Source organism: Pseudomonas entomophila (assembly GCF_029193575.1).
Taxonomy (GTDB): Bacteria; Pseudomonadota; Gammaproteobacteria; order Pseudomonadales; family Pseudomonadaceae; genus Aquipseudomonas; species Aquipseudomonas entomophila_G.
In genome coordinates this window covers 176992-200988 of sequence record NZ_JARGCS010000036.1, presented here as the reverse complement: position 1 = coordinate 200988, position 23997 = coordinate 176992, and the positions used below count along the sequence as shown (strand labels likewise).

General features: G+C 63.3%; 25 protein-coding genes and 1 tRNA gene. 20 read left to right on the top strand and 6 right to left on the bottom strand.

Annotated elements, in window-relative coordinates:
• Positions 1-6 precede the first annotated feature (6 nt).
• Together P0Y43_RS17935 and P0Y43_RS17930 are read left to right on the top strand one after the other, a co-directional pair.
• A complete protein-coding gene (locus P0Y43_RS17935) occupies positions 7-684 on the top strand; it encodes an HAD family hydrolase (protein WP_275638598.1) in 678 nt (225 codons plus the stop codon).
• A gap of 6 nt (positions 685-690) precedes the next feature.
• Positions 691-1683 (top strand): S49 family peptidase, encoded by a 993-nt coding sequence (locus P0Y43_RS17930; RefSeq protein WP_275638597.1) that lies wholly within the window; start codon positions 691-693, stop codon positions 1681-1683.
• A gap of 92 nt (positions 1684-1775) precedes the next feature.
• Here the strand turns inward: P0Y43_RS17930 and P0Y43_RS17925 are convergent, their stop codons facing one another.
• Positions 1776-2354, bottom strand: coding sequence for a Maf family protein (locus P0Y43_RS17925; protein WP_275638596.1), 579 nt, complete (start codon positions 2352-2354; stop codon positions 1776-1778).
• Positions 2355-2449: 95 nt separating this feature from the next.
• Between P0Y43_RS17925 and P0Y43_RS17920 the strand changes: the two genes are divergently transcribed.
• From P0Y43_RS17920 to P0Y43_RS17865, 12 genes are all read left to right on the top strand, one after another.
• On the top strand, positions 2450-2977 hold the full coding sequence (locus P0Y43_RS17920) for a YceD family protein (RefSeq protein ID WP_275638595.1): 528 nt from the start codon (positions 2450-2452) through the stop codon (positions 2975-2977).
• A gap of 13 nt (positions 2978-2990) precedes the next feature.
• The gene (rpmF, locus tag P0Y43_RS17915; protein ID WP_010223221.1) at positions 2991-3173 is read left to right on the top strand and encodes a 50S ribosomal protein L32; all 183 of its coding nucleotides are present in this window, start codon (positions 2991-2993) and stop codon (positions 3171-3173) included.
• 3 nt (positions 3174-3176) lie between these two features.
• Positions 3177-4187, top strand: a complete 1011-nt coding sequence (gene plsX, locus P0Y43_RS17910; protein ID WP_430540257.1) for a phosphate acyltransferase PlsX — start codon at positions 3177-3179, stop codon at positions 4185-4187.
• A 127-nt stretch (positions 4188-4314) separates the two neighbouring features.
• Positions 4315-5253, top strand: coding sequence for an ACP S-malonyltransferase (fabD, locus tag P0Y43_RS17905; RefSeq protein WP_275638594.1), 939 nt, complete (start codon positions 4315-4317; stop codon positions 5251-5253).
• A 16-nt stretch (positions 5254-5269) separates the two neighbouring features.
• Positions 5270-6010, top strand: a complete 741-nt coding sequence (gene fabG, locus P0Y43_RS17900; protein WP_275638593.1) for a 3-oxoacyl-ACP reductase FabG — start codon at positions 5270-5272, stop codon at positions 6008-6010.
• A 204-nt stretch (positions 6011-6214) separates the two neighbouring features.
• Positions 6215-6451, top strand: a complete 237-nt coding sequence (acpP, locus tag P0Y43_RS17895) for an acyl carrier protein (RefSeq protein WP_009685065.1) — start codon at positions 6215-6217, stop codon at positions 6449-6451.
• Positions 6452-6603: 152 nt separating this feature from the next.
• Positions 6604-7848 (top strand): beta-ketoacyl-ACP synthase II, encoded by a 1245-nt coding sequence (gene fabF, locus P0Y43_RS17890; protein WP_275638592.1) that lies wholly within the window; start codon positions 6604-6606, stop codon positions 7846-7848.
• Positions 7848-8669 carry an aminodeoxychorismate lyase gene (gene pabC / locus P0Y43_RS17885; RefSeq protein ID WP_275638591.1) on the top strand — a complete coding sequence of 274 codons (822 nt, stop codon included), beginning with the start codon at positions 7848-7850 and terminating at the stop codon, positions 8667-8669. The genes fabF and pabC overlap by 1 nt, the downstream gene beginning before the upstream one ends.
• Before the next feature lie 4 nt (positions 8670-8673).
• A complete protein-coding gene (mltG, locus tag P0Y43_RS17880; protein ID WP_275638590.1) occupies positions 8674-9858 on the top strand; it encodes an endolytic transglycosylase MltG in 1185 nt (394 codons plus the stop codon).
• A 9-nt stretch (positions 9859-9867) separates the two neighbouring features.
• Positions 9868-10500 (top strand): dTMP kinase, encoded by a 633-nt coding sequence (gene tmk, locus P0Y43_RS17875; protein ID WP_275638589.1) that lies wholly within the window; start codon positions 9868-9870, stop codon positions 10498-10500.
• A complete protein-coding gene (locus tag P0Y43_RS17870) occupies positions 10493-11479 on the top strand; it encodes a DNA polymerase III subunit delta' (protein WP_275638588.1) in 987 nt (328 codons plus the stop codon). Before tmk ends, P0Y43_RS17870 begins: the two co-directional genes overlap by 8 nt.
• Before the next feature lie 36 nt (positions 11480-11515).
• Complete coding sequence (locus P0Y43_RS17865) at positions 11516-12298, top strand: TatD family hydrolase (protein WP_275638587.1); 783 nt, start codon at positions 11516-11518, stop codon at positions 12296-12298.
• A gap of 275 nt (positions 12299-12573) precedes the next feature.
• On the opposite strand, the gene P0Y43_RS17860 is transcribed toward P0Y43_RS17865, so the two are convergent.
• Entirely contained in the window at positions 12574-13707 is a 1134-nt protein-coding gene (locus tag P0Y43_RS17860) for an aminotransferase class V-fold PLP-dependent enzyme (protein WP_275638586.1), read from the bottom strand.
• Between the two features lie 72 nt (positions 13708-13779).
• Here P0Y43_RS17860 and P0Y43_RS17855 point away from each other — a divergent pair, with 72 nt between their 5' ends.
• From P0Y43_RS17855 to P0Y43_RS17835, 5 genes are all read left to right on the top strand, one after another.
• The gene (locus tag P0Y43_RS17855) at positions 13780-14415 is read left to right on the top strand and encodes a TetR/AcrR family transcriptional regulator (protein ID WP_275638585.1); all 636 of its coding nucleotides are present in this window, start codon (positions 13780-13782) and stop codon (positions 14413-14415) included.
• 130 nt (positions 14416-14545) lie between these two features.
• Positions 14546-15514 carry a GTP 3',8-cyclase MoaA gene (locus P0Y43_RS17850; RefSeq protein ID WP_275638584.1) on the top strand — a complete coding sequence of 323 codons (969 nt, stop codon included), beginning with the start codon at positions 14546-14548 and terminating at the stop codon, positions 15512-15514.
• Between the two features lie 65 nt (positions 15515-15579).
• Entirely contained in the window at positions 15580-16185 is a 606-nt protein-coding gene (locus tag P0Y43_RS17845; protein WP_275638583.1) for a DUF4823 domain-containing protein, read from the top strand.
• A gap of 10 nt (positions 16186-16195) precedes the next feature.
• Positions 16196-16756 (top strand): DUF1285 domain-containing protein, encoded by a 561-nt coding sequence (locus P0Y43_RS17840; protein WP_275638582.1) that lies wholly within the window; start codon positions 16196-16198, stop codon positions 16754-16756.
• Between the two features lie 123 nt (positions 16757-16879).
• Positions 16880-17302 (top strand): cupin domain-containing protein, encoded by a 423-nt coding sequence (locus P0Y43_RS17835; RefSeq protein ID WP_275638581.1) that lies wholly within the window; start codon positions 16880-16882, stop codon positions 17300-17302.
• Between the two features lie 39 nt (positions 17303-17341).
• Here P0Y43_RS17835 and P0Y43_RS17830 read toward each other — a convergent pair whose 3' ends face one another.
• From P0Y43_RS17830 to P0Y43_RS17820, 3 genes are all read right to left on the bottom strand, one after another.
• The gene (locus P0Y43_RS17830; RefSeq protein WP_275638580.1) at positions 17342-18598 is read right to left on the bottom strand and encodes a nucleoside deaminase; all 1257 of its coding nucleotides are present in this window, start codon (positions 18596-18598) and stop codon (positions 17342-17344) included.
• A 126-nt stretch (positions 18599-18724) separates the two neighbouring features.
• Positions 18725-18800: transfer RNA gene (locus P0Y43_RS17825), tRNA-Asn, on the bottom strand.
• Positions 18801-18861: 61 nt separating this feature from the next.
• On the bottom strand, positions 18862-20058 hold the full coding sequence (locus tag P0Y43_RS17820; protein WP_275638579.1) for an amino acid aminotransferase: 1197 nt from the start codon (positions 20056-20058) through the stop codon (positions 18862-18864).
• 286 nt (positions 20059-20344) lie between these two features.
• On the opposite strand from P0Y43_RS17820, the gene uvrB reads away from it, so the two are divergent.
• Entirely contained in the window at positions 20345-22360 is a 2016-nt protein-coding gene (gene uvrB / locus P0Y43_RS17815) for an excinuclease ABC subunit UvrB (RefSeq protein ID WP_275638578.1), read from the top strand.
• A 119-nt stretch (positions 22361-22479) separates the two neighbouring features.
• Here uvrB and P0Y43_RS17810 read toward each other — a convergent pair whose 3' ends face one another.
• Positions 22480-23970 (bottom strand): MDR family MFS transporter, encoded by a 1491-nt coding sequence (locus P0Y43_RS17810; protein ID WP_275638684.1) that lies wholly within the window; start codon positions 23968-23970, stop codon positions 22480-22482.
• Positions 23971-23997: the final 27 nt, after the last annotated feature.

Here is a 23997-nt window from a genome sequence, read left to right as displayed (position 1 = left end):
TCGTTGATGAGCAAGCCCTACGAATTGTTGATTTTCGACTGGGACGGCACCCTCGCCGATTCCATCGGGCGCATCGTTCAGGCGATGAATGCCTCCGCCGAGCGCGCCGGTGAGGTGTCGAGTGACGAGGAGGCCATCAAGGGCATCATCGGCTTGGCGCTCTCCGAAGCCATCGCCACGCTCTATCCGCACCTCGATGCGCACCAGGTAGAGATTTTTCGCCAGCATTACGCCGATGTCTACATGGCGCTCGACCAGCAGCCGTCGCCGCTGTTCGATGGCGTGGTCGAGTCGCTGGAAGCATTTCGTGCCGAGGGGTATCGTCTGGCGGTGGCCACCGGCAAGGCGCGTCGTGGGCTGGACCGCGTGCTCAAGGCCAATGGCTGGGAGGGCTACTTCGATATCACTCGCGCGGCTGACGAGACCCGCGGCAAGCCGCATCCGTTGATGCTCGAGGAGATTCTTGCCCATTGCCAGGTCGAACCCTCGCAGGCGCTGATGGTCGGAGATTCGGCATTCGACCTGCAGATGGCCAGCAATGCAGGGATGCATTCGGTCGCGGTGGGGTACGGTGCCATGTCGCTGGGGGCGCTGAGCGAGTTCGGTCCGCAGGTGTGCATCGATCATTTTTCACAGTTGCGCGAATGGCTGGACGGGCCCGCGCGGTTTTCGATTCCAAGGTAGGTAAGCATGGCTGACGAGTGGAAGGCGCCTGCACCCGATGAGGGTGATGAGCGCGAAGAGCGCAAGAGCTGGAAGCTGCTGGAGAAAACCTTGCTGGCAGGCGTCCAGGAGCAGCGTCGGGCGCGGCGGTGGGGCATCTTCTTCAAGTTGCTGACCTTCATCTACCTGTTCGGCATCCTGTTCCTGTTCACACCGCTGCTGAATGTGGACAGCAGTGCCTCGCGCAGTGCCAGCCATACAGCGCTGGTCGAGGTGCGAGGGGTGATCGCCGACCAGGAGGCCGCCAGTGCCGACAACCTGATCAAGAGCCTGCGCGACGCCTTCAAGGACCCCAAGAGCAAAGCGGTGATCCTGCGTATCAACAGCCCGGGCGGCAGTCCGGTGCAGGCTGGCTATGTGTATGACGAGATCCGTCGCCTGCGCGCCGAGTACCCGGCGATCAAGCTGTATGCGGTGATCGCCGACCTCGGTGCGTCCGGGGCCTACTACATCGCCAGCGCGGCGGATGAGATCTATGCCGACAAGGCCAGCCTGGTCGGCTCGATCGGGGTTACTGCGGCCGGCTATGGCTTTGTCGGTGCCATGGACAAGCTGGGGGTCGAGCGTCGTACCTATACGGCAGGCGAGCACAAGGCGTTCCTTGATCCGTTCTCGCCGCAAAAGCCTGAAGAGACGGCGTTCTGGCAGGGGGTGCTGGATACCACCCACCGGCAGTTCATCGCCATGGTCAAGCAGGGGCGAGGCGAGCGCCTCAAGGACAAGGAGCATCCCGAGCTGTTCAGTGGTCTGGTCTGGTCGGGTGAGCAGGCTAAGGCGCTGGGGTTGGTCGATGGCCTGGGTAGTGCTCCTTATGTGGCGCGTGAGATCGTTGGCGAGAAGGAACTGGTGGATTTCACCGTCCAAGAGTCGCCGTTCGATCGATTCTCCAAGCGCATCGGTGCCAGTGTGGCTGAGCGCCTGGCCATGTGGATGGGCTTCCAGGGGCCTTCGTTGCGTTGAGCTGCGCAGCCGCCTTGTTGTGGGGCGGCTGTTCTCGTTATGTTCGTGGCGGCCCTTTGATGGCGCCAGTCGCACTGGCCGCGCAAGGCGGCCTACACAACTTGCACGCCTTCCTTTGTCAGCATGTCCACTAGTCGGATCAGCGGCAGGCCGATCAGGCTGGTGGCGTCGCAGCCGTGCGTGCTCTGGAACAGGGTCACGCCCAATCCCTCCGCCTTGAAGCTTCCGGCGCAGTCCAGTGGCTGCTCAGCCTGCACGTAGCGCTCCACGCACGCGCGGTCCAGTTCCCGCAGTGTCACGGTGAACGGCACGCAGTCGACCTGGCAGTGCCCGGTGGTGCTGTTGAGTAGTGCCAGCCCGGTCAGGAAGGTGACCTGCTGCCCGCTGGCGGCCAGCAATTGTTCGCAGGCGCGTTCGAAGGTATGCGGCTTGCCAAGGATCTGTTCGCCGAGCACCGCCACCTGGTCGGAGCCGACGATCAGGTGGTGCGGATGCGTGCCGGCCAGGGCTTCGGCTTTTTGCCTGGCGAGGCGCCGTACCAGGTCGATGGCCGGCTCATCGTCCAGGCGTCGTTCGTCTATATCGGGGCTCGCCCAGGTGAAAGGCAGGCGCAGGCGTTCGAGCAGTTCGCGGCGGTAGGGGGAGCTGGAGGCGAGCAGCAAGGGGGGCATGGTGAACTCCTGGGTAATTGAACCCACTTTAACATGTGCGATGTCGCCTAATTTCCTTTGACAGGGGCAGGGGGCATCCCTAGAATGCTGCGCCTATGTTGAATGACCCGATTCCACCTCACGTTGACCCGCGCAAATTAGCCGATCGCGGCGTAACCCTCCAGGGTTCGCTGCAACTCGCTGATTTGGAAAGACTCTGCGACCCGCTGTCCGACGATGTCGGTACGGTGCAGGCGAAGTTCGATTTTGAGCGAGACGAGCAAGGCGTTGTGGTTTTCCACAGCGAACTCGATGTCGAAGTCAAGATGGTTTGCCAGCGTTGTCTTGAGCTGGTCACCCTGCCGATTCACAGCGAGTGTACCTACGCTGTGGTGAAGGAGGGTGCGAATACCCAGTCGTTGCCGAAAGGCTATGACGTGCTGGAACTGGGCGAAGATCCTTTGGATCTGCAGGCACTGATCGAGGAGGAGCTGTTGCTCGCCTTGCCTATCGTGCCTGCTCATCATCCGGAAGAATGCCAGCAGCCGGCGGGCACAGACGAGCCCGAATCGAGCAAGGACGAGGTATCGAGGTCCAACCCGTTCAGTGTCTTGGCGCAGTTAAAGCGTGACCCAAACGTTTAGGAGTTAATCAATTATGGCTGTTCAGCAGAACAAAAAATCCCGCTCTGCCCGTGACATGCGCCGTTCCCACGACGCCCTGTCGGAAAACGCACTGTCGGTAGAGAAAACCACCGGTGAAGTCCACCTGCGCCACCACGTATCGCCAGAAGGCGTATACCGTGGTCGCAAAGTGATCGACAAGGGCGCTGACGAGTAATCCTTGTCCGCTCAGATCATCGCGATCGACGCAATGGGCGGGGACTTTGGTCCCCGCAGCATTGTTCAGGCAAGTATTGCTTGCCTTGCCGCTACTCCCTCGCTGCACCTGGCCCTCGTCGGCCAACCCTCCCTCCTCGAAGAACTTGTCAGCGGCCTACCGGCTGCCGATCGCGCGCGCCTGCAGATTGTCGGTGCCAGCGAAGTGGTGGGTATGGACGAGCGGCCATCCCAGGCGTTACGCGGCAAGCCTGATTCGTCGATGCGCATCGCCCTGGAGTTGGTGCGCGATGGCAAGGCGCAGGCCTGCGTGAGCGCTGGTAATACCGGGGCGCTGATGGCGTTGTCGCGCTTCGTGCTCAAGACCCTGCCGGGCATCGACCGCCCTGCGATGGTGGCCGCCATTCCGACGCAGGCGGGTTACTGCCAGTTGCTCGACCTGGGCGCCAATGTCGATTGCAGTGCCGAGAACCTCTACCAGTTCGCCGTGATGGGCTCGGTGGCCGCGCAGGCCCTGGGTATTCACCGCCCGCGCGTGGCGCTGCTCAATGTCGGTACCGAGGACATCAAGGGCAATCAGCAGGTCAAGCTGGCCGCCAGCTTGCTGCAGGGCGCTCGCGGCCTCAACTATATAGGCTTCGTCGAAGGTGACGGCCTGTACCGTGGTGAGGCCGATGTGGTGGTGTGCGACGGCTTTGTCGGCAATATCCTGCTCAAATCCAGCGAGGGGCTGGCGACCATGATCGGGGCGCGCATCGAAGCCTTGTTTCGTGGCGGCCTGTTGTCCCGGGCTGCTGGCGCGGTGGCCATGCCGCTGCTAAAGCGCCTGCAGGCCGATTTGGCGCCAGCGCGGCACAATGGTGCAAGTTTTCTCGGCCTGCAGGGTATCGTCATCAAAAGCCATGGTTCGGCGGGCGTGCAGGGCTTGCAGAGTGCGATCCAGCGCGCGCTCATCGAGATCCAGGAAAACCTGCCGCAACGCCTGCATGGTCGCCTGGAGGATCTGTTGCCTTAGGCATATTCGCCATGAAGTGGTTAAATGTGACCGCTTGGTCTGGGTATCCATCCAAGTCTTCAGTTTCCGCGCCAGGCTTGCGGCCTGGCGCCCCCTATCCGACGACAAGATCATAAGGGCTTGTTCAATGTCTGCATCCCTCGCATTCGTCTTTCCTGGTCAAGGCTCCCAATCGCTGGGCATGCTCGCCGAGCTTGGCGCCGAGAAGCCTTTGATCATCGAGACCTTCAAGGAAGCTTCCGAGGCTCTGGGTTACGACCTGTGGGATCTGGTTCAGAATGGGCCGGAAGAAAAGCTCAATCAAACCGACAAGACCCAACCGGCGATCCTGACCGCCTCCATTGCCTTGTGGCGTCTGTGGCTGGAGGAGGGTGGTGCGCAGCCTGCTTATGTCTCCGGTCACAGCCTGGGCGAGTACAGTGCGCTGGTTGCCGCTGGCAGCCTGAGCCTGAAGGATGCCGTGCGCCTGGTTGAGCGCCGTGGCCAGCTGATGCAGGAGGCTGTGCCGGCGGGTCATGGCGCCATGGCCGCTATCCTGGGCCTGGATGATGCCGATGTGGTAGCTATCTGTGCAGAGGCCGCCGAGGATGAAGTCGTGAGCGCCGTCAATTTCAATTCCCCCGGCCAGGTCGTCATTGCCGGTAACAAGGCTGCGGTGGATCGCGCCATCGAACTGTGCAAGGCCAAGGGCGCCAAGCGCGCACTGCCGCTGGCGGTCAGCGTGCCATCGCATTGTGCCCTGATGAAGCCTGCTGCCGAACGCTTCGCCGAGGCGGTCAATGCGCTTGAGTGGAAGGCGCCGCAGATCCCGGTGGTGCAGAACGTCACTGCCGCTGTCGCCGCCAACCTCGATGCCCTCAAGCAGGACCTGCTGGCCCAGTTGTACCAGCCCGTGCGCTGGGTCGAGTGCGTGCAGACCCTTGCCGCGCGTGGTGCGGTGAATCTGGTCGAGTGCGGCCCTGGCAAGGTCCTGGCCGGCCTGAACAAGCGTTGCGCCGACGGCGTGACCACCTACAACCTCAACACCCCAGACGCTATCGCCGCCACTCGCGCGGCGCTGGCCTGATTTAGGAGAAGCTTGCATGAGCCTGCAAGGTAAAGTTGCACTGGTGACCGGCGCCAGCCGTGGCATCGGCCAGGCGATCGCCCTCGAACTGGGCCGCCAGGGCGCCACCGTGATCGGTACCGCCACCTCCGCCTCTGGCGCTGCGCGCATCGCCGAGACCCTGAAGGAGCATGGCATTGCCGGTACCGGCATGGAGCTGAACGTGACCAGCGACGAGTCGGTTGCCGCCGTGCTGGGCGCCATTCAGGAGCAGTTCGGTGCGCCGACCATCCTGGTCAATAACGCCGGTATCACCCGTGACAATCTCATGCTGCGCATGAAAGATGAAGAATGGTTCGACGTGGTCGACACCAACCTCAACAGCCTTTACCGTCTGTCCAAGGGCGTGCTGCGCGGCATGACCAAGGCTCGCTGGGGTCGTATCATCAGCATCGGCTCGGTGGTTGGTGCCATGGGGAACGTCGGTCAGGTCAACTACGCCGCCGCCAAGGCCGGCCTGGAAGGCTTCAGCCGCGCCCTGGCGCGTGAAGTCGGTTCGCGCAATATCACCGTCAACTCGGTCACCCCGGGCTTTATCGACACCGACATGACCCGCGAGCTACCGGAAGCCCAGCGCGAAGCGCTGCAGACCCAGATTCCGCTGGGCCGCCTTGGCCAGGCCGAGGAGATCGCGAAAGTGGTTTCCTTCCTGGCATCCGACGGCGCAGCCTACGTCACCGGCGCCACCGTGCCGGTGAACGGCGGGATGTACATGTAACATCTGCAACTCAATGTGACGGATTGCTTAAAAAAACAGTCATACTGCGAGCCTAAAATCCGTTATAAAGCTGCAACCAGATTCCGGACAGCGGGCCGGGTGGTTTTGGGAGAGACGCGTTACGCTTGAAAAGCAGGCGTCTTTCTATAAAATTGTTCACCGGCCAGCTGCCTGACATATGTCCATTAGGAGTGAAAACTAGGTATGAGCACCATCGAAGAACGCGTCAAGAAAATCGTCGCCGAGCAACTGGGCGTCAAGGAAGAGGAAGTGACCGCTGAGAAGTCCTTCGTCGATGACCTGGGTGCCGATTCGCTTGACACCGTTGAGCTGGTGATGGCTCTGGAAGAGGAATTCGAGACCGAAATCCCTGACGAAGAAGCCGAGAAGATCACTACCGTTCAAGCTGCAATCGACTACGTCAAAAACCACCAGGCCTAAGACGTAAGCAGTCGACGCTTCTTGTCGGGAAAAACCGCACTGCCTTTGCCGGCGTGCGGTTTTTTCTTTGCGAGAGCCGGGGCTTGTTGCGATGTCATTCGCCATCGTGAATGCCATGGCAAGAAACCCTGATATGAGAAGAGGAGAGTACTGTGTCGCGTAGACGCGTCGTGGTCACTGGTATGGGTATGCTGTCGCCACTGGGTACCGATGTGCCCAGCACCTGGCAGGGCATTCTGGCTGGCCGCAGTGGCATCGGTCCTATCGAGCATACGGACCTGTCTGCCTACTCCACCCGTTTTGGCGGCTCGGTGAAAGGCTTCGAGGTCGAGCAGTATCTGTCGGCCAAGGAGGCCCGCAAGCTCGACCTGTTCATTCAGTACGGCCTGGCGGCCGGGTTCCAGGCGGTGCGCAACGCCGGCCTGGAGGTCACCGACGCCAACCGTGAGCGCATTGGCGTGGCCATGGGCTCGGGCATCGGCGGCTTGACCAACATCGAGGAAACCAGCCGGACCCTGCATGAGCAAGGCCCGCGGCGTATCTCGCCGTTCTTCGTGCCGGGGTCGATCATCAACATGATCTCCGGCTTCCTGTCGATCCACCTGGGCCTGCAGGGGCCGAACTATGCCATCGCCACTGCCTGCACCACCGGTACTCACTGCATTGGCATGGCCGCGCGCAACATCGCCTACGGCGAAGCCGACGTGATGATTGCCGGCGGTGCCGAGATGGCCGCTTGCGGCCTGGGTATGGGCGGCTTTGGTGCTTCCCGGGCACTGTCGACCCGCAATGACGAGCCGACCCGGGCCAGCCGCCCGTGGGATAAGGGCCGTGACGGCTTCGTGCTCTCCGACGGCGCCGGTGCCCTGGTGCTCGAAGAGCTGGAGCATGCCAAGGCCCGCGGCGCGACCATCTATGCCGAGCTGGTTGGCTTCGGCATGAGCGGCGACGCGTTCCACATGACATCGCCGCCCGAGACCGGTGAAGGTGCTGCCCGCTGCATGGTCAACGCCTTGCGCGATGCCGGTATCCAGCCGGAAGACGTCAGCTACATCAATGCCCATGGCACTTCGACCCCCGCAGGCGATGTGGCCGAAGTGGCCGCGATCAAGCGGGTGTTCGGCGAACATGCCTACAAGCTGGCGGTCAGCTCGACCAAGTCCATGACCGGCCACCTGCTGGGCGCCGCGGGTGCGGTGGAAGCCATCTTCAGTGTGCTGGCGATCAACAGCCAGATGGCGCCGCCCACCATCAACCTGGACGAGCCGGACGAAGGCTGCGACCTGGACTTCGTGCCGCACCAGGCGCGCAGCATGCCGATCGACGTGGTGTTGTCCAACTCCTTTGGCTTTGGCGGCACCAACGGTTCGCTGGTGTTCCGCCGGTTCGCCGGTTGATGCACAGCTGGATCGATGGCCAGCCCGCCACTGCGGTCAACCTGCAGAACCGGGGGCTGGCCTACGGCGATGGCCTGTTCGAGACCATTGCCGTCCACGGCGGTAGGCCAAGCTTGCTGTCGTACCACCTCGAACGTCTGGCGCTGGGTTGCCAGCGCCTGGCAATCGAGGCCGACATACCTTTGGTCCGCGACGAGCTCTTGCGTTTTGCCAGTCAACTCGGCGAGGGCGTGGCGAAATTGGTTGTCACCCGTGGCGATAGCCCACGCGGCTACGCGCCGGCCCCCGGTGCAATCGCCCGGCGCATCCTCCAAGGCGCACCTTTGCCCGCCTATCCCGCTGCCAATGCCGAGCAGGGTGTCAGCCTGTTCGCCTGCAAGACCCGTCTCGCGGAACAACCACTGCTGGCCGGGCTCAAACACCTCAATCGCCTCGAACAAGTGCTGGCCCGCGCCGAGTGGCAGGGCGGCGAGCATGCCGAAGGGTTGATGCGCGACATGCATGGGCGGTTGATCGAGGGGGTGTACAGCAACCTGTTCCTGATTCGTGACGGCATGTTGCTGACTGCGGACCTGAGCCGTTGCGGTGTGGCCGGTGTAATGCGTGCGGCATTGCTGGAGCAAGTGCCTCGGCTCGGCATCGGCGTGCAAGTTCGCGACTTGGAGCAGGCCGACCTGGAGCAGGCCGAGGAAGTGTTCCTGTGCAACAGCGTGTATGGCATCTGGCCGGTGCGCGTGTTTGCCGAGCTGAACCTGAACTGGCCGGCAGGGCCGCTCACCCGTAAACTGCAGGCCGTTGCCTGTACGTTACTGGATACCTGAATTCGTGAGACGCAAATTCCTGCTGCTGCTGGAAATGGGGTTGATCCTGGCCGGCCTGGCACTGGGCTGGTCGGCCTGGAAGGTTAACTCGGTCCTGGAGCAGCCGCTGCAAGTGGCACAGGAGCGCCTGCTCGACGTGCCCAACGGCACCAATCCGAACCGCATGTTCTACCGCATGCAAAGCGAAGGCCTGCTCGAGGACGCCTTCTGGCTGCGCCTTTACTGGCGCTTCAACATGGCCGGCACGGCGCTGCACACTGGCGAGTATCGCCTGACCCCGGGCATGACCGTGCAGGAGTTGTTCGAGGCTTGGCGTCGTGGCGATGTGGTGCAGTACAACCTGACCTTGGTGGAGGGCTGGACCTTCCGCCAGGTGCGCGCCGCTGTCGCCAAGCATGAGAAACTCAAGCACACCCTGGGCGGCTTGTCCGACAGTGAAGTGATGGACAAGCTCGGCCACACCGGTGTGTTCCCCGAGGGGCGCTTCTTCCCTGATACCTACCGCTTCGTGCGTGGCATGAGTGACGTCGAGTTGCTGCAGCAGGCCTACATGCGCCTGGAGGAGGTATTGGCCAAGGAGTGGGCCGAACGTGTCACCGACCTGCCGTACCGCGACCCCTACCAGGCGTTGATCATGGCCTCTCTGGTGGAGAAGGAGACCGGCATTCCCCAGGAGCGTGGCCAGATCGCCGGCGTGTTCGTGCGCCGCATGCGCCTGGGCATGATGCTGCAGACCGACCCGACGGTGATCTATGGCATGGGCGAGCGCTACAACGGCAGGATCACTCGCGCCGACCTGCGTGAGCCGACCCCCTACAACACCTACACCATGACCGGCTTGCCGCCGACGCCTATCGCCATGGTCGGCCGTGAGGCTATCCATGCGGCGCTGAACCCGTCCAATGGCACCAGCTTGTATTTCGTTGCCCGTGGCGATGGCAGCCACGTGTTCTCCAACGACCTCGACGACCACAACAGTGCGGTGCGCGAGTTCCAGCTCAAGCGCCGCGCCGACTATCGCTCCAGCCCGGCGCCGCAGGCGCAGCCCGAGACAGGGCAGCAGGCAGAGCCGCCGCTCGAGGCCGCTCCCGGAGCTGACCCGCAAGCCTCCCCCGAGGCCGCCGAGCCTGCCGCGCCCGCCAACGAACCCGTGCCGGCCGATGGGCCGGCGCCCACTGAACGACAGTAAGGAATGCCTGTGAGCGGCTTGTTCATTACCCTCGAAGGCCCCGAAGGCGCGGGCAAGAGCACCAACCGTGAGTACCTGGCCGCACGCCTGCGCGAGCAGGGCCTGGATGTAGTGCTGACCCGAGAGCCCGGCGGCACGCCACTGGCCGAGCGCATCCGCGAGCTATTGTTGGCCCCCAGCGACGAAACCATGGCTGTCGATACCGAGCTGCTGCTGATGTTCGCCGCGCGCGCCCAGCACCTGGCTGGCGTCATCCGACCGGCCCTGGCACGTGGGGCGGTGGTGCTGTGCGACCGTTTCACCGACGCCACCTATGCCTATCAGGGGGGTGGCCGTGGCCTGCCCGTGGAGCGTATCGCCACCTTGGAGGCCTTCGTCCAAGGCGAACTGCGCCCGGACCTCACTCTGGTCTTCGACCTGCCCGTTGAAGTCGGTCTGGCTCGCGCCGCCGCCCGAGGCCGCCTGGATCGCTTCGAACAGGAAGGCCAGGCATTCTTCGAGGCGGTGCGCCAGGCCTACCTGCAACGCGCCGCCGGCCAACCGCAGCGCTACCACTTGCTGGATGCCGCACAGCCACTGGACGCCGTGCAGCGCGCCATCGACGCTTTGTTGCCGGGCATTCTGGAGCGTTGCCGTGGCTGAAGCCTTCCCCTGGCAGCAGGCGCTCTGGCAGCAATTGGCCGGGCGCGCCCAGCATGCCCATGCCTACCTGTTGCACGGGCCACAGGGCATCGGTAAGCGGGCCTTGGCCGAGCGCCTGATGGCCCGCCTGTTATGCCAGCAGCCTAGCGGCCTGGAGGCCTGCGGCCAGTGCAAGTCGTGCTTGCTGCTCAAGGCGGGTAGCCACCCGGACAACTTCGTGCTGGAGCCGGAAGAGGTCGACAAGCCGATCAAGATCGACCAAGTCCGCGAGCTGGTTGCCTTCGTCGTGCAAACCGCGCAGTTGGGCGGGCGCAAGGTGGTGTTGATCGAGCCGGTCGAGGCGATGAATATCAACGCTGCGAATGCTTTGCTCAAGAGCCTTGAGGAACCGTCCGGTGACACCGTGCTGCTGTTGGTCAGCCACCAGCCGAGCCGGTTGCTGCCCACCATCAAGAGCCGTTGTCAGCAGGTGGCCTGCCCGCAGCCGAGCCTTGCCCAGAGCCAGGACTGGCTGGCGACGGCGCTGTCGGAATGCGCCGAGGCCGAGCGCAGTGAACTGCTGAGCCTGGCCGCTGGCTCGCCGCTGATGGCCGTCAGCTTGCAGGCCCAGGGGGTGCGCGAGCAACGTGCGCTGGTCACCGACGGCGTTAAGAAGCTGCTCAAGCAGCAACAGTCGCCGAGCCAGTTGGCCGAGGCGTGGAGCGCGGTGCCGCTGGTGCTGCTGTTCGACTGGTTCTGCGATTGGTCGCACTTGATCCTGCGCTACCAATTGACCCAGGACGAAGAGGGGCTAGGCTTGGGCGACATGCGCAAGGTGCTGCAATACCTGGCGCAGAAAAGCCGCCAGGCGAAGGTGCTGGAGGTCCAGGCGTGGATCCTCGAGCAGCGCCAGAAGGTGCTGGCCAAAGCCAACCTCAACCGCGTGCTGTTGCTGGAGGCGCTGCTGGCCCACTGGGTGCAGTTGCCCGGGGCTCGCTGATTTCCCTACCGTTCATTTTCTGTGTGTTTTCATCCCATGCTCGTAGATTCCCACTGCCACCTCGACCGTCTTGATCTCAGTGCACATGGCGGCTCGCTCGAAGCCGCCCTGCAGGCCGCGCGCGAGCGCGGGGTTGGGCATTTCCTGTGCATCGGCGTCAGTGCCGACAACGCCGGGGCGGTAAAAGCCCTGAGCGATCAGTACCCAGACGTGGATTGCTCGGTGGGTATTCACCCACTCGACCTGGCGCCTGGCGAGGCCCCGGCGCTGGAGTGGCTGCTGCACGAGCTGGCCCACCCACACGTGGTGGCCATTGGCGAGACCGGGCTGGACTACCACTACGAGCCTGAAGCCGCCGAATTGCAGCAGGCGTCCTTCCGCCTGCACCTTGAAGCGTCGCGTCAGACCGGCAAGCCGGTGATCGTGCACACCCGTGCGGCGCGTGCCGATACCCTGGCGCTGCTGCGTGAGGCCAACCTGCCCCAGGCCGGCGTGTTGCACTGCTTCACTGAAGACTGGGACATGGCCCGAGCTGCGCTGGACCTGGGGTATTACATCTCGCTCTCGGGCATTGTCACTTTTCGCAATGCCGACGCCCTGCGCGAGGTGGCCCGCCAGGTGCCGGCCGATCGGTTGCTGGTGGAGACCGATTCCCCGTACCTGGCGCCGATTCCACACCGTGGCAAGCCGAACCTGCCGCAGTACGTGCGGGAGGTGGCCGAGTACATCGCTTCGCTGCGCGGGGTAAGCTACGCGCAGTTGGCCGAGCAGACTACCGGCAACTTCAAGCGGCTGTTCCCCCTGGCCCGTGTGGCCTGAACCCAAAGACGCCGTATCCCTCGGCGGGTTTGCTCCGCAATGGGGGCGGCGCCAGGGGGTGCGAACAAAAAAAACCCGGGTTCTGGGGGAGGAATCCGGGTTAAGACCATTAGGAGTAAAACAAAGGCACGCGGTCCCTGGGCACCTTTATCGGCGCGCCACTTGGGGGGATGCGCCGCGCCAACACTTCAAGTATTGGCCAGGTTTGGCGCAGTGCCAGCGACAGTTGGTCGTTTTTTAAACAGATTTGGAATACGCGCGCACCCCGTTGGGACTCAAAGCATGGCAATGCGGCGGATTTTCTGTAATGTCTCGTCAATCAAGCGCTCATCGGTATGGAAATGCGGTGAAAGCCGCACACCACCACTGCGCCGCGCGCAGACCACCCGTTGCTCGCTGAGCAACTGATACACCTGCGCACTGTCCTGACCGTTGATCGCAAAGGTGATGATCCCCGCTCGGCGCTGAGGCTCCCGAGGGCTGAGTAGCTCGACGCCGGGAATCTTGGCGAGCCCTTGGAGCAGTTGCTCGACGCGCCCATTCAGCTCGCGCGCGACGGTTTCCATTCCCACCTCTTCCAGTAGCGACAGGCTGGCTTCCAGTGCGCAGGCACCCAGCATGTTCGGGCTGCCGCACTCGAAGCGTCGCGCGCTTCGCGCTGGCTGCCACTGGCGTCTTTCGAAGTCGCCCAGCTGTTCGAGCATGTGCCAGCCATAGGCGTGCAGCTTCAAATGTGGTCTGAACGACGCGCGGCAGTAGAAAAAACCTAGCCCTTCGGGGCCTAGCATCCACTTATGGCCGTCGGCCATGGCGAAGTCGCACTCATAGGCTTGCACGTCGAAGGGCAGGGCGCCGACCTGTTGGATGGCGTCTATGCAGAACAGTACACCTCTTGACCGGCAGGCCTTTCCCAGTCGGGCCAAATCCAGGCGCAGGCCGCTGGCATACTGCACCGCGCTCACCGTCAGCAGGCGGGTGCGTGCGCCACAGGCGGCGAGCAGGTCTCCTTCCGGGTCATCCCCGGCCAGGCGTACTTGGATCACCTGCACGCCTTGTTCGGCCAGCGCCTCCCAGACCACGCGGTTGGAGGGAAACTCCTCGTCGCTCGTCACCACTTGGTCGCCCGCTTGCCAGGAAAGGCCGAAGGCAACGAGCGACAATGCTTCGGACGTGTTCTTGACCAGGGCGATATCGCCGAAGGACGGTGCATTGATCAACCTTGCCAGGCGTTCGCGCAAGCGACGCTCGGTCGCCAGCCAGGTTGGGTAGTCGCTGGCCCCTACGCAAACGTTGTCGCGGGCGAAGCGCGCCACGGCGTCGGCGGTGCGCTTGGGCCAGGGCGCGATGGCCGCGTGGTTCAGGTAGCACAGGCCAGGCGCCAGGTCGAACTCATCATGAAACATAGACATGGTTGGATGTTCCGTGCAATTTGCCGCAAGTTAGGCATAATAATCCGCTTCGATTGTCATCCAGTCCTTCCTATGCAGAAAGAACCTCGTAAGGTCCGTGAGTTTCGTCGCCGCGAACAAGAGATCCTCGATACCGCGCTCAAGCTGTTCCTCGAGCAGGGCGAAGACAGTGTCACCGTCGAGATGATCGCCGACGCCGTCGGCATCGGCAAAGGCACGATCTACAAGCACTTCAAGTCCAAGGCCGAGATCTATCTCCGCCTGATGCTCGACTACGAGCGCGACCTGAACGCGTTGCTGCACTCGGCCGACGTCGACCGCGACAAGGAAGCCCTGTCGCGCGCCTACTTCGAGTTCCGCATGCGCGACCCGCAGCGCTACCGCCTGTTCGACCGTCTGGAAGAAAAGGTGGTCAAGGGCAACCAAGTGCCGGAGATGGTCGAGGAACTGCACCGTATCCGCGCCTCCAACTTCGACCGCCTGACCCAGTTGATCAAGGGACGGATCAGCGAAGGTAAGCTCGAGGACGTGCCGCCGTACTTCCACTACTGCGCCGCCTGGGCCTTGGTACATGGCGCCGTGGCGCTGTACCACTCGCCGTTCTGGAGTAACGTTCTGGAGGATCAGGAAGGCTTCTTCCAGTTCCTCATGGATATTGGCGTGCGCATGGGCAACAAGCGCAAGCGCGACCCGGAACCCGCGAACTAAAGCCGCTCGAAGGGCTCGCCCGCGTCGGGCGAGCCTTGTGTGCTTCAAGACTTCGGCAGCAAGACTTGCAAAAACCTGATTTTTAAGTCAGGTTTTGCCGGCTCGTTTCTTTTCATGCCGGAGTCTTCCCATGATCGTCGATCGTCAAGGTAGGCGTTTTCGCAACCTGCGTGTCAGCCTGACGGCTGCCTGCAACTACGCGTGTACCTACTGCGTACCAGACGGCAAGCGCCTGGTGGCGGCCCACGACGAGTTGTCCGCAGAGGCCTTGGCCCGTGGCGTGGCCTACCTGGTCGAGGCGGCGGGGGTCGAGCAGCTGCGTATCACCGGCGGCGAGCCGCTGATCAGCCCTCGGCTTGAAGGCTTCCTTGCCGGAGTCACCGGGTTGGGCCTGAAGGACATCAGCCTAACCACCAACGGGCAGTTGCTGTCACGCAAGTTGCCCTTGCTACGCGCCGCTGGTATCCAGCGCCTCAATATTTCCCTCGATACCCTCGACCCCGTCATGTTCCGGCGCATTGCTCGCGGTGGCGACCTGGCCAGCGTGCTCACCGGTATGCGCCAGGCCCGCGATGCGGGCATGCGTATCAAGGTCAACATGGTGCCGATGCGCGGCCAGAACCTCGATCAAGTCTTGCCGTTGCTCGACTACTGCCTCGCACAAGGTTACGAACTGCGTTTCATCGAGCTCATGCGCATGGGGCACCTGGCGCGTGATGCCAACGCTTTTTTGCAACAATTCGTCGGCCTGGAGGCGCTGCTGGAGCGAATCGCTCAGGCCCATGCCTTCGAGCAAGCGGCTGCGGCCCAGGACGCCACGGCGCTGCGCTACCAGATTCCCGGCAAAGGCCATTTCGGCATCATCGCCAACGAGAGCGTGCCGTTCTGCCGCAGTTGTTCGCGCCTGCGCCTGTCGTCCACCGGTTGGCTGCACGGCTGCCTGTCGTCGAGCAACCGGCACTTCATCGGCGACCTCCTGGAAAAACCACGTCACCAGGCGCTTCCGGCCTTGCAGCGCCTGCTTGTAGAAGCCCTTTCCGATAAGCAGGAGCTGGCCTTCGCCGGTGACGTGATGGTGATGAAGGTGATCGGCGGCTGAGCTGGCGCAAAAGCTGCATCTGGCGGCTATTCGCCGGTTTTTCGTCACCGGTCACTGGAGGAAAGATGCGTAGCCTGGTCTTGCTGCTGGCGCTGATGGTGCTGGGCGGCTGCATGAATGTCAGCGATATGGGCGAGGGTGTCCGCTACCACATGAGCGACGCCGGTCTGCTCGATCACAGCGATACCACTCGCACCCTTTCGGTACGCCTGCAACCGGACTCGTTCATCTTCATCGGCCAGGGTGCCTTCGTGCCGCCGGGCAAGGGCCCGGTGCCGCGCCAGAACGTGGTGGCCGAGGAGGCCTTCAAGGGCTTCGTCGAATACTTCCCCCTGGTGCGCCGGGCCCAGGCCCCACTGGGCCTAGAGGATGCGCTGGCGCAGGCCCGTGCGGTAGGCGCCCACTACGTGCTGTACACCCGCTTCGCGCGCACCGACGATCGCATCGGTAATGGCGACGAGTGGTACGACGAACAGGCGGTCGACCGCCTGGGCTGGGACTCCGGTGTGGTGCAGATGATGCTCATCGAGACCAGCACCCGCTACCTGATCGATACCGCGCGTATCAAGAGCCGCGGCGGTTTGTTGACGTTCCACGACAATACGCCGCAGGATTTGCTCGCCGCACCCATGCGCGAGTACGCTCGTAGCCTGTTGGGCATGAGTCGTTGAGGAGAGGGTGATGACGGGTTCGGGCAAGGCCAACGATCTTCTGGCGCAGATTCCGAAGGAGAAGGGCCTGCCACCGGTGCACCTGTGGAACCCGGCTTTCTGCGGCGACATCGACATGCGCATCGCGCGCGACGGCACCTGGTACTACCTGGGCACGCCGATCGGGCGCAAGCCGATGGTGCGGCTGTTCTCCACCATCATTCGCCGTGATGGCGACGACTATTTCCTGGTCACGCCAGTGGAGAAGGTCGGAATTCGCGTCGATGACGCGCCGTTCGTCGCAGTGGCGCTGGACGTGGAGGGCAGCGGCGAGCAGCAGGTGCTGCGCTTCACCAGCAATGTCGAGGACCAGGTCGAGGCCGGGCCCGAGCACCCGCTGCGGGTCGAGACCGACCCCGCGACCCAGGAGCCTTCACCCTATGTGCTGATGCGCGGCAACCTCGAGGCGCTGGTGCATCGCAACGTTTTCTACCAGTTGGTCGAGCTGGCGGTGCCACACCGGGTGGATGGCGAGGAATGGCTGGGCGTCTGGAGTCATGGCCAGTTCTACCCCATCGGCAAGAACGCCTGAGCCGCCCTGTAGGCGCGGGGTGCGTATCCGACCATAGGCCTCCTGCTTTTCCGAAAGATTGGCCGTTTTGCTCCCCGCCCGCGCGTTTTACCCTGCTGGAAGCCCACCAGGAGAACGCTCGAGATGAAAATTTCCCACCTGTCCCTCTCCCTGCTCATGGCCGTCGGCCTGCTCGCCACCAAGGCAGCGGCCTGGGCCCATGGCGAGAAGCAAGCCCTCGACCAGGTCAAGGTGTTGCAGGAAAAACATCCCGACATCGCCCCTGGCAAGAAAGTCGTCATGCTCACCGTCAACTATGCCCCCGGCCAGTCCTCACCCGCGCACCAGCATCCCGGCGCGGTGATGGCCTACGTGCTCGAAGGTGCCGTGGTGTCGAAGCTCAACGACGAGCAGGAGCACACCTTCACGGCTGGCCAATACTGGTACGAGGCCCCGGGCACCGTGCACCGTGTGTCGCGTAATGCCAGCAAGACCCAATCGGCCAAGCTGCTGGTTTGGAGCCTGGTGGATGAGAATCGCCCGGTGACCGAGCCGCTGAAGCCCTGAATGCCGGCCCCGCCGCGAATGGCGGGGCACGGCCACCTGTCACAGCTCGCGCTGCGCCGCGCTGATCAGCGCGCTATCAAGCACCTGGCTAGGCGCTACCTGGACGCTTTGGGTGTAGAACGGCGGTAGGTTCTGCGCCAACTGCGCCACTGCTTGAGCCGTTGTGCCCGGTGGCAGTAGCACGTACTGCAGGTTCGAGGGGAACGACTGCGGCACTGGACCCTCCATCGTCGAGCCATACGCGCCGAAGGCCATCACCGCCTGGCTGGTATTTGGGTCAGGGGCGTACAGGAACACGAAGGTGCCGTATTTGGGATGGGTCAGGTGCTGCTGGGCCTGGGCTCGCACCTGTGGGTCGTTGTCGTTCATCAGCTTCCAGCGCAACTCGGCATAGCCACGGGTGGTCTCCATGAATGCGGTGCGGATCGGCGACTGCTTCTCCACGCCGCCTAGGCACGCCAGCAGGTTGCCAAACGGGTCGAGAAGCGCCACCGCGTTCAGGCTGTCGGCCTGGCGGGCGGTCTCGGTCAGCGGGCGGGCCAGTTCCTGGCCAGGCATGCGCGGGTTGGCGCAGCTCACCTTGAGGCTCCATGGGCTGAGCTTGGTCAGCGCCTGGCGTACCTTGCTGTCGGCCGGCAGGGTGTTCGGGTTGCGCAGCTCGCTGGGCGGCAGGCCGCTGTTGTTGCTGGCGTCGCGCACGCTGGAGACGCTGGCGTCGAAGATAGACCCTGTCAGGCTGAACGCTGCGGCATCAATCCCGCAGCCGGCATACACCGGCCCGTTGCGCGCCCCCTGGTACGGACGGTTGATGGGCGCGGCGACCGAGTAGTAGCCCCAGCTGGCCTGGGCTTTCTGGCGCACGGCCGGTGGCAGGGTGGGGAAGTCGAATTGGCTGTTGTAGTTGATCCCGGCGTAGGTGTCGATGGCGCTCACCGCCACGTTGAAGCCCGCCGTGAGCAAGGAGCCGGCGCACATCGCGCAGGGGTCGAGGGTGGTCACCACGGTGAGTTTGTCTGGCGTCGGCAGGGCCAGGCGTTCACGATTGGCGAAGTACCAGTCCACCAGTTGGCGCTCGCCGTGGGCGGTCGGGTCGTGAGGCAGGAAGGGCGGTTGAGCGGTGCTGTAGGGGTAGGGCATCAGCACGTTGTTGTGCATGGCGGCGAGCACCTTGCCGGTGGCGTTCTCGACGATGCAGCCGCCGACAGCGAAGGTGCCTTGCAGGCTGGCCTCGATGGCCTGGTTGGCGACCAGTTCCACGGCCTGTTGGGCATTCTGGATGGATTGAACGGTGTCCATGTTGACTCCCTGTCGTTGAGGCGCGAATGCGCATCCAGACGATAGATCAGGGCGAATGGAAAACAAGGACGTGCCATGCAAAAGAAAAAACCTCCAGTGCTTGCGCATCTGGAGGTTTTCAGTGTTTGGCTCCGCGACCTGGACTCGAACCAGGGACCCAATGATTAACAGTCATTTGCTCTACCGACTGAGCTATCGCGGAATCTGGGCGTATCTTACTGATTGCCAAGGGGAAGTCAAGCTTCCCCCAGGCGCAGCAGCAGTTACAGCACCTCGACGATGGCCTTGGTCACCACGTGGATGTTGCTCTGGTTCAGCGCGGCGACGCAGATACGACCGGTGTCCAGCGCATAGATGCCGAACTGGTCCTTCAGGCGCGCCACTTGCTCGGCGCTCAGGCCCGAGTAGGAGAACATACCGCGCTGGCGACCAACGAAGCTGAAGTCACGTTTTGCGCCGTACTGTGCCAACAGCTCGACCATCTGCTTGCGCATGCCGTGGATACGGTTGCGCATCTCGCCCAGTTCGGTTTCCCACATCTGGCGCAGCTCGGCGTTGTTGAGCACGGTGGCGACGATGGTGGCGCCGTGGGTCGGCGGGTTGGAGTAGGTGGTGCGGATCACCCGCTTGACCTGCGACAGCACGCGGGTGCTCTCGTCCTTGGATGCGGTGACGATCGACAGTGCGCCGACCCGCTCGCCGTACAGCGAGAACGACTTGGAGAACGAGCTGGAGACGAAGAACTCCAGGCCCGACTCGGCGAACAGGCGCACGGCGAAGGCGTCTTCGGTGATGCCGTCGCCAAAGCCCTGGTAGGCCATGTCGAGGAACGGCACGTGGCCCTTGGCCTTGACCACTTCCAGGACGTTCTTCCAGTCATCCAGGCTCAGGTCGACGCCGGTCGGGTTGTGGCAGCAGGCGTGCAGGACGATGATCGAGCCGGAGGGCAGGTTGTTCAGGTCTTCCAGCATGCCGGCGCGATTGACGTCGTTGCTCGGGGCATCGTAGTAGCGGTAGTTGTGCACCGGGAAACCAGCGGTCTCGAAGAGCGCGCGGTGGTTTTCCCAGCTCGGGTCGCTGATCGCCACCACGGCGCCCGGGCTCAGGCGCTTGAGGAAGTCGGCGCCGATCTTCAGCGCACCGGTGCCACCGACCGCTTGCACGGTCACCACGCGGCCTGCGGCCAGCAGCGGCGACTCGGCGCCGAACAGCAGCTTCTGCACGGCCTGGTCGTAGGCGCCGATACCGTCGATCGGCAGGTAGCCGCGGGAGGCGTGCTGGGCGGCACGCTGGGTCTCGGCTTCGATCACCGCGCGCAGCAGCGGGATACGGCCTTCCTCATTGCAGTACACCCCCACGCCCAGGTTGACCTTGTCGGTGCGGGTATCGGTGTTGAATGCTTCGTTGAGGCCCAGGATGGGGTCGCGGGGTGCCAGCTCGACAGCGGAAAACAGGCTCATTTTACCTTGGCTCTGATAGGAGAGTGATAGGACGCGCACGCTCCAGCCCAATGCACTGAAGCGGTGCAAACGGGGAGTCAGTATAGTGATACCGATCGGTCACCGCGACAGTCTGGCGCAGCTTTTCAGGTCGTTTGCGCAAATATTTTTCGACCATTGGTCGAATTGCCAGGTCCATTGCAACAGGCACTCGCACACCGGGCGTGAAAGCTACGCCCGGTGTGCGTTATTTGGGTATAGACTACTGGCTAAATTTACAGTTACCGCGACAACAACGAGGTCCGTCATGTCCGAGTTCCAGCTCGTCACCCGATTCCAGCCGGCCGGCGACCAACCCGAGGCCATTCGCCAGATGGTCGAGGGTATCGAGGCGGGGCTGTCGCACCAGACGCTGCTGGGCGTAACCGGCTCTGGCAAGACCTTCAGTGTCGCCAACGTCATCCAGCAGGTGCAGCGCCCGACCATGGTGCTGGCGCCGAACAAGACCCTCGCCGCGCAGCTGTATGGCGAGTTCAAGGCGTTCTTCCCGAACAATGCGGTGGAGTATTTCGTTTCCTACTACGACTACTACCAGCCCGAGGCCTACGTGCCCTCGTCGGACACCTTCATCGAGAAGGACGCCTCGATCAACGACCACATCGAGCAGATGCGTCTGTCGGCGACCAAGGCGCTGCTGGAGCGGCGCGATGCGATCATCGTCACCACCGTTTCATGCATCTACGGCCTGGGCAGCCCTGAGACCTACCTGAAGATGGTCCTGCACGTCGACCGCGGCGACAAGCTCGACCAGCGTGCGTTGCTGCGCCGCCTGGCCGACCTGCAGTACACCCGCAACGAGATGGACTTCGCCCGTGCCACCTTCCGCGTGCGTGGCGACGTGATCGACATCTTTCCCGCCGAATCGGACCTCGAGGCCATCCGCATCGAGCTGTTCGACGACGAGGTGGAGAACATCGCCGCCTTCGACCCGCTGACCGGCGAGGTGATCCGCAAGCTGCCGCGCTTCACCTTCTACCCCAAGAGCCACTACGTGACCCCGCGCGAGACCCTGCTCGACGCGGTGGACGGCATCAAGGAGGAACTTGCCCAGCGCCTGGAGTACCTCAACAAGGCCAATAAGCTGGTCGAGGCCCAGCGCCTGGAGCAGCGCACCCGTTTCGACCTGGAGATGATCCTCGAGCTGGGCTACTGCAATGGCATCGAGAACTACTCGCGCTACCTCTCCGGGCGCCCGGCCGGTGCGCCGCCGCCCACCCTGTACGACTACCTGCCGGACGACGCGCTGCTGGTGATCGACGAGTCCCACGTCAGCGTTCCGCAGGTCGGGGCCATGTACAAGGGCGACCGCTCACGCAAGGAAACCCTGGTGGAATACGGCTTCCGCCTGCCTTCGGCGTTGGACAACCGGCCCATGCGCTTCGACGAGTGGGAGTCGGTCAGCCCGCAGACCATCTTCGTCTCGGCGACACCTGGCCCCTATGAAGGCGAGCACGCCGGCCGCGTGGTCGAACAGGTGGTGCGTCCGACGGGCCTGGTCGACCCGCAGGTGGAGGTGCGTCCGGCGCTGACCCAGGTCGACGACCTGCTGTCGGAGATCGGCAAGCGCGTTGCCGCCGGTGAGCGGGTGCTGGCCACCACCCTGACCAAGCGCATGGCCGAGGATCTCACCGACTACCTGGCCGACCACGACGTGCGGGTGCGCTACCTGCACTCGGACATCGATACCGTGGAGCGGGTGGAAATCATCCGCGATTTGCGCCTGGGCACCTTCGACGTGTTGGTGGGTATCAACCTGCTGCGCGAGGGCCTGGACATGCCCGAGGTGTCGCTGGTGGCGATCCTCGATGCCGACAAAGAGGGCTTCCTGCGCTCCGAGCGTTCGCTGATCCAGACTATCGGCCGTGCCGCGCGCAACCTCAATGGCAAGGCGATCCTTTACGCCGACCAGGTTACCGGCTCGATGCAGCGGGCGATCGACGAGACCGAACGGCGCCGGGCCAAGCAGGTGGCGTTCAACGAGGCCAATGGCATCGTGCCCAAGGGGGTGGTCAAGGACATCACTGACATCATGGAAGGCGCCAGTGTCCCGGGGGGGCGCAGCAAGAAGCGCAAGGGTATGGCCAAGGCGGCCGAAGAGGCCGCACGATACGAGGCCGAGCTGCAGACACCGGGGGAAATCACCAAGCGCATCAAGTTGCTGGAAGAGAAGATGTTCCAGTTCGCCCGCGACCTGGAGTTCGAGGCCGCAGCGCAGTTGCGTGACGAAATTGGCCAGTTGCGTGAGCGTCTGATCGCCAGTTGATGTTGTCGTCTGTGCCGGCCCTATCGCGGGGCAAGCCCGCTCCTACAAAAAACAGCACCGTACTTGTAGGTGCGGGCTTGTCCCGCGACAGGGTCGGCTCAGACAACACAAATCCACCCTTAATGAGCTTCCCCCGCCTTCAACCCCTGCGGCAACGTCCGCGTCATCAACACCGCCAGCATACTGATCGCCAACCCCAACCCAACGAAATGGAAGGCATCGTTGTAGGCCATTATCAGCGCCTGCTGGTGCGTGATTTCACTGAGTCGCCCCAGCGCGGCGCTGTCGCTACCCAAGCGCTCGGCCAACTGCGCCAGGCGTTCGGCGACCTGGGGGTTGCTCGGCACCACCGCCTCCCGCAGGTACTCGAAATACACCTTGGTGCGCGCATCCAGCAGTGTCGCCAGCAAGGCAATGCCGATGGCCCCGCCCAGGTTGCGCAGGATATTGAACAAGCTGGATGCCGACCCAGCATCCTGCGGCTGTATATAAGCCGTGGCGATCAACGAGATCGTCACCATGATCATCGGCTGCCCCAGCGCGCGAATGATCTGGATATGGTTGAACTGAGGCCCGGCGAAGTCCGGGTTGAGCACCCCAGAGCCGAAGCTGGCGACCCCGAACAGGCAGAAGCCCAATGCGCACAGCGCTTTGGGTGATATCACTTTCATCAGCTGCGGCACCAGCGGAATCAGGAATAGCTGCGGAATCCCCATCCACATGATCACCTCGCCGATCTGCAGGGCGTTGTAACCCTGGATTTGCGCGAGGTACAGCGGCAGCAGGTAGATCGAGCCATACAAGCCGACGCCCATTCCCAGGCTGGCGATGCTCGACAGGCCGAAGTTGCGGTTGCCGAGGATGCGCAGGTTGATCAGCGGGTTCGGTCGCGAAAGCTGCAGGATCACGAAGGTGACCAGGCTGAGCAGGGCAACGGTGCCCAGGCCGACGATCAGGCTCGACTCCAGCCAATCCTTGCGATGCCCTTCTTCAAGAAACACCTGCAGGCAACCCAGCCCCAAGCCCAGGGTGACGATGCCGGCATAGTCGGTGCTTTTCAGCAGTTCCCAGTGCGCGTCCTTTTTCTCCAGCCCATAGAGCAGCCCGGCGATCATCACCAGGCCTGGCGGGATATTGATGTAGAAGATGTACTCCCAACCCCAGTGTTCGGTGAGCCAGCCGCCCAGGGTCGGGCCGATGGAGGGGGCGAACGTGGCGGTCATGGCGAACATCGCCATGCCTTTGGCGCGGTGGTGCTCCGGCAGCTTGATCAAGGTGAGGGTAAACGCCAATGGAATCAGCGCCCCTCCGGTAAAGCCCTGCAGGGCGCGGAAGACGATCATGCTTTCCAGGTTCCAGGCCATCGAGCACAGCAGCGATGAGGCCAGGAACCCCAGCGACACCCAGACCGCGAGGCGTCGTGCCGAGAGCAACTGCACCAGCCAGGCGGTCAGCGGGATCATGACGATTTCCGCCACCAGGTAGGAGGTGGAGATCCATGAGCCTTCCTCCAGGGTCGCCGACAGCGCGCCCTGGATATCCTTGAGCGAGGAGTTGGTGATCTGGATGTCCAGCACCGCCATGAACGCACCGAGCATCACGCTCATCACCGCGATCCAGTCCCGTCGGGTTGGCTC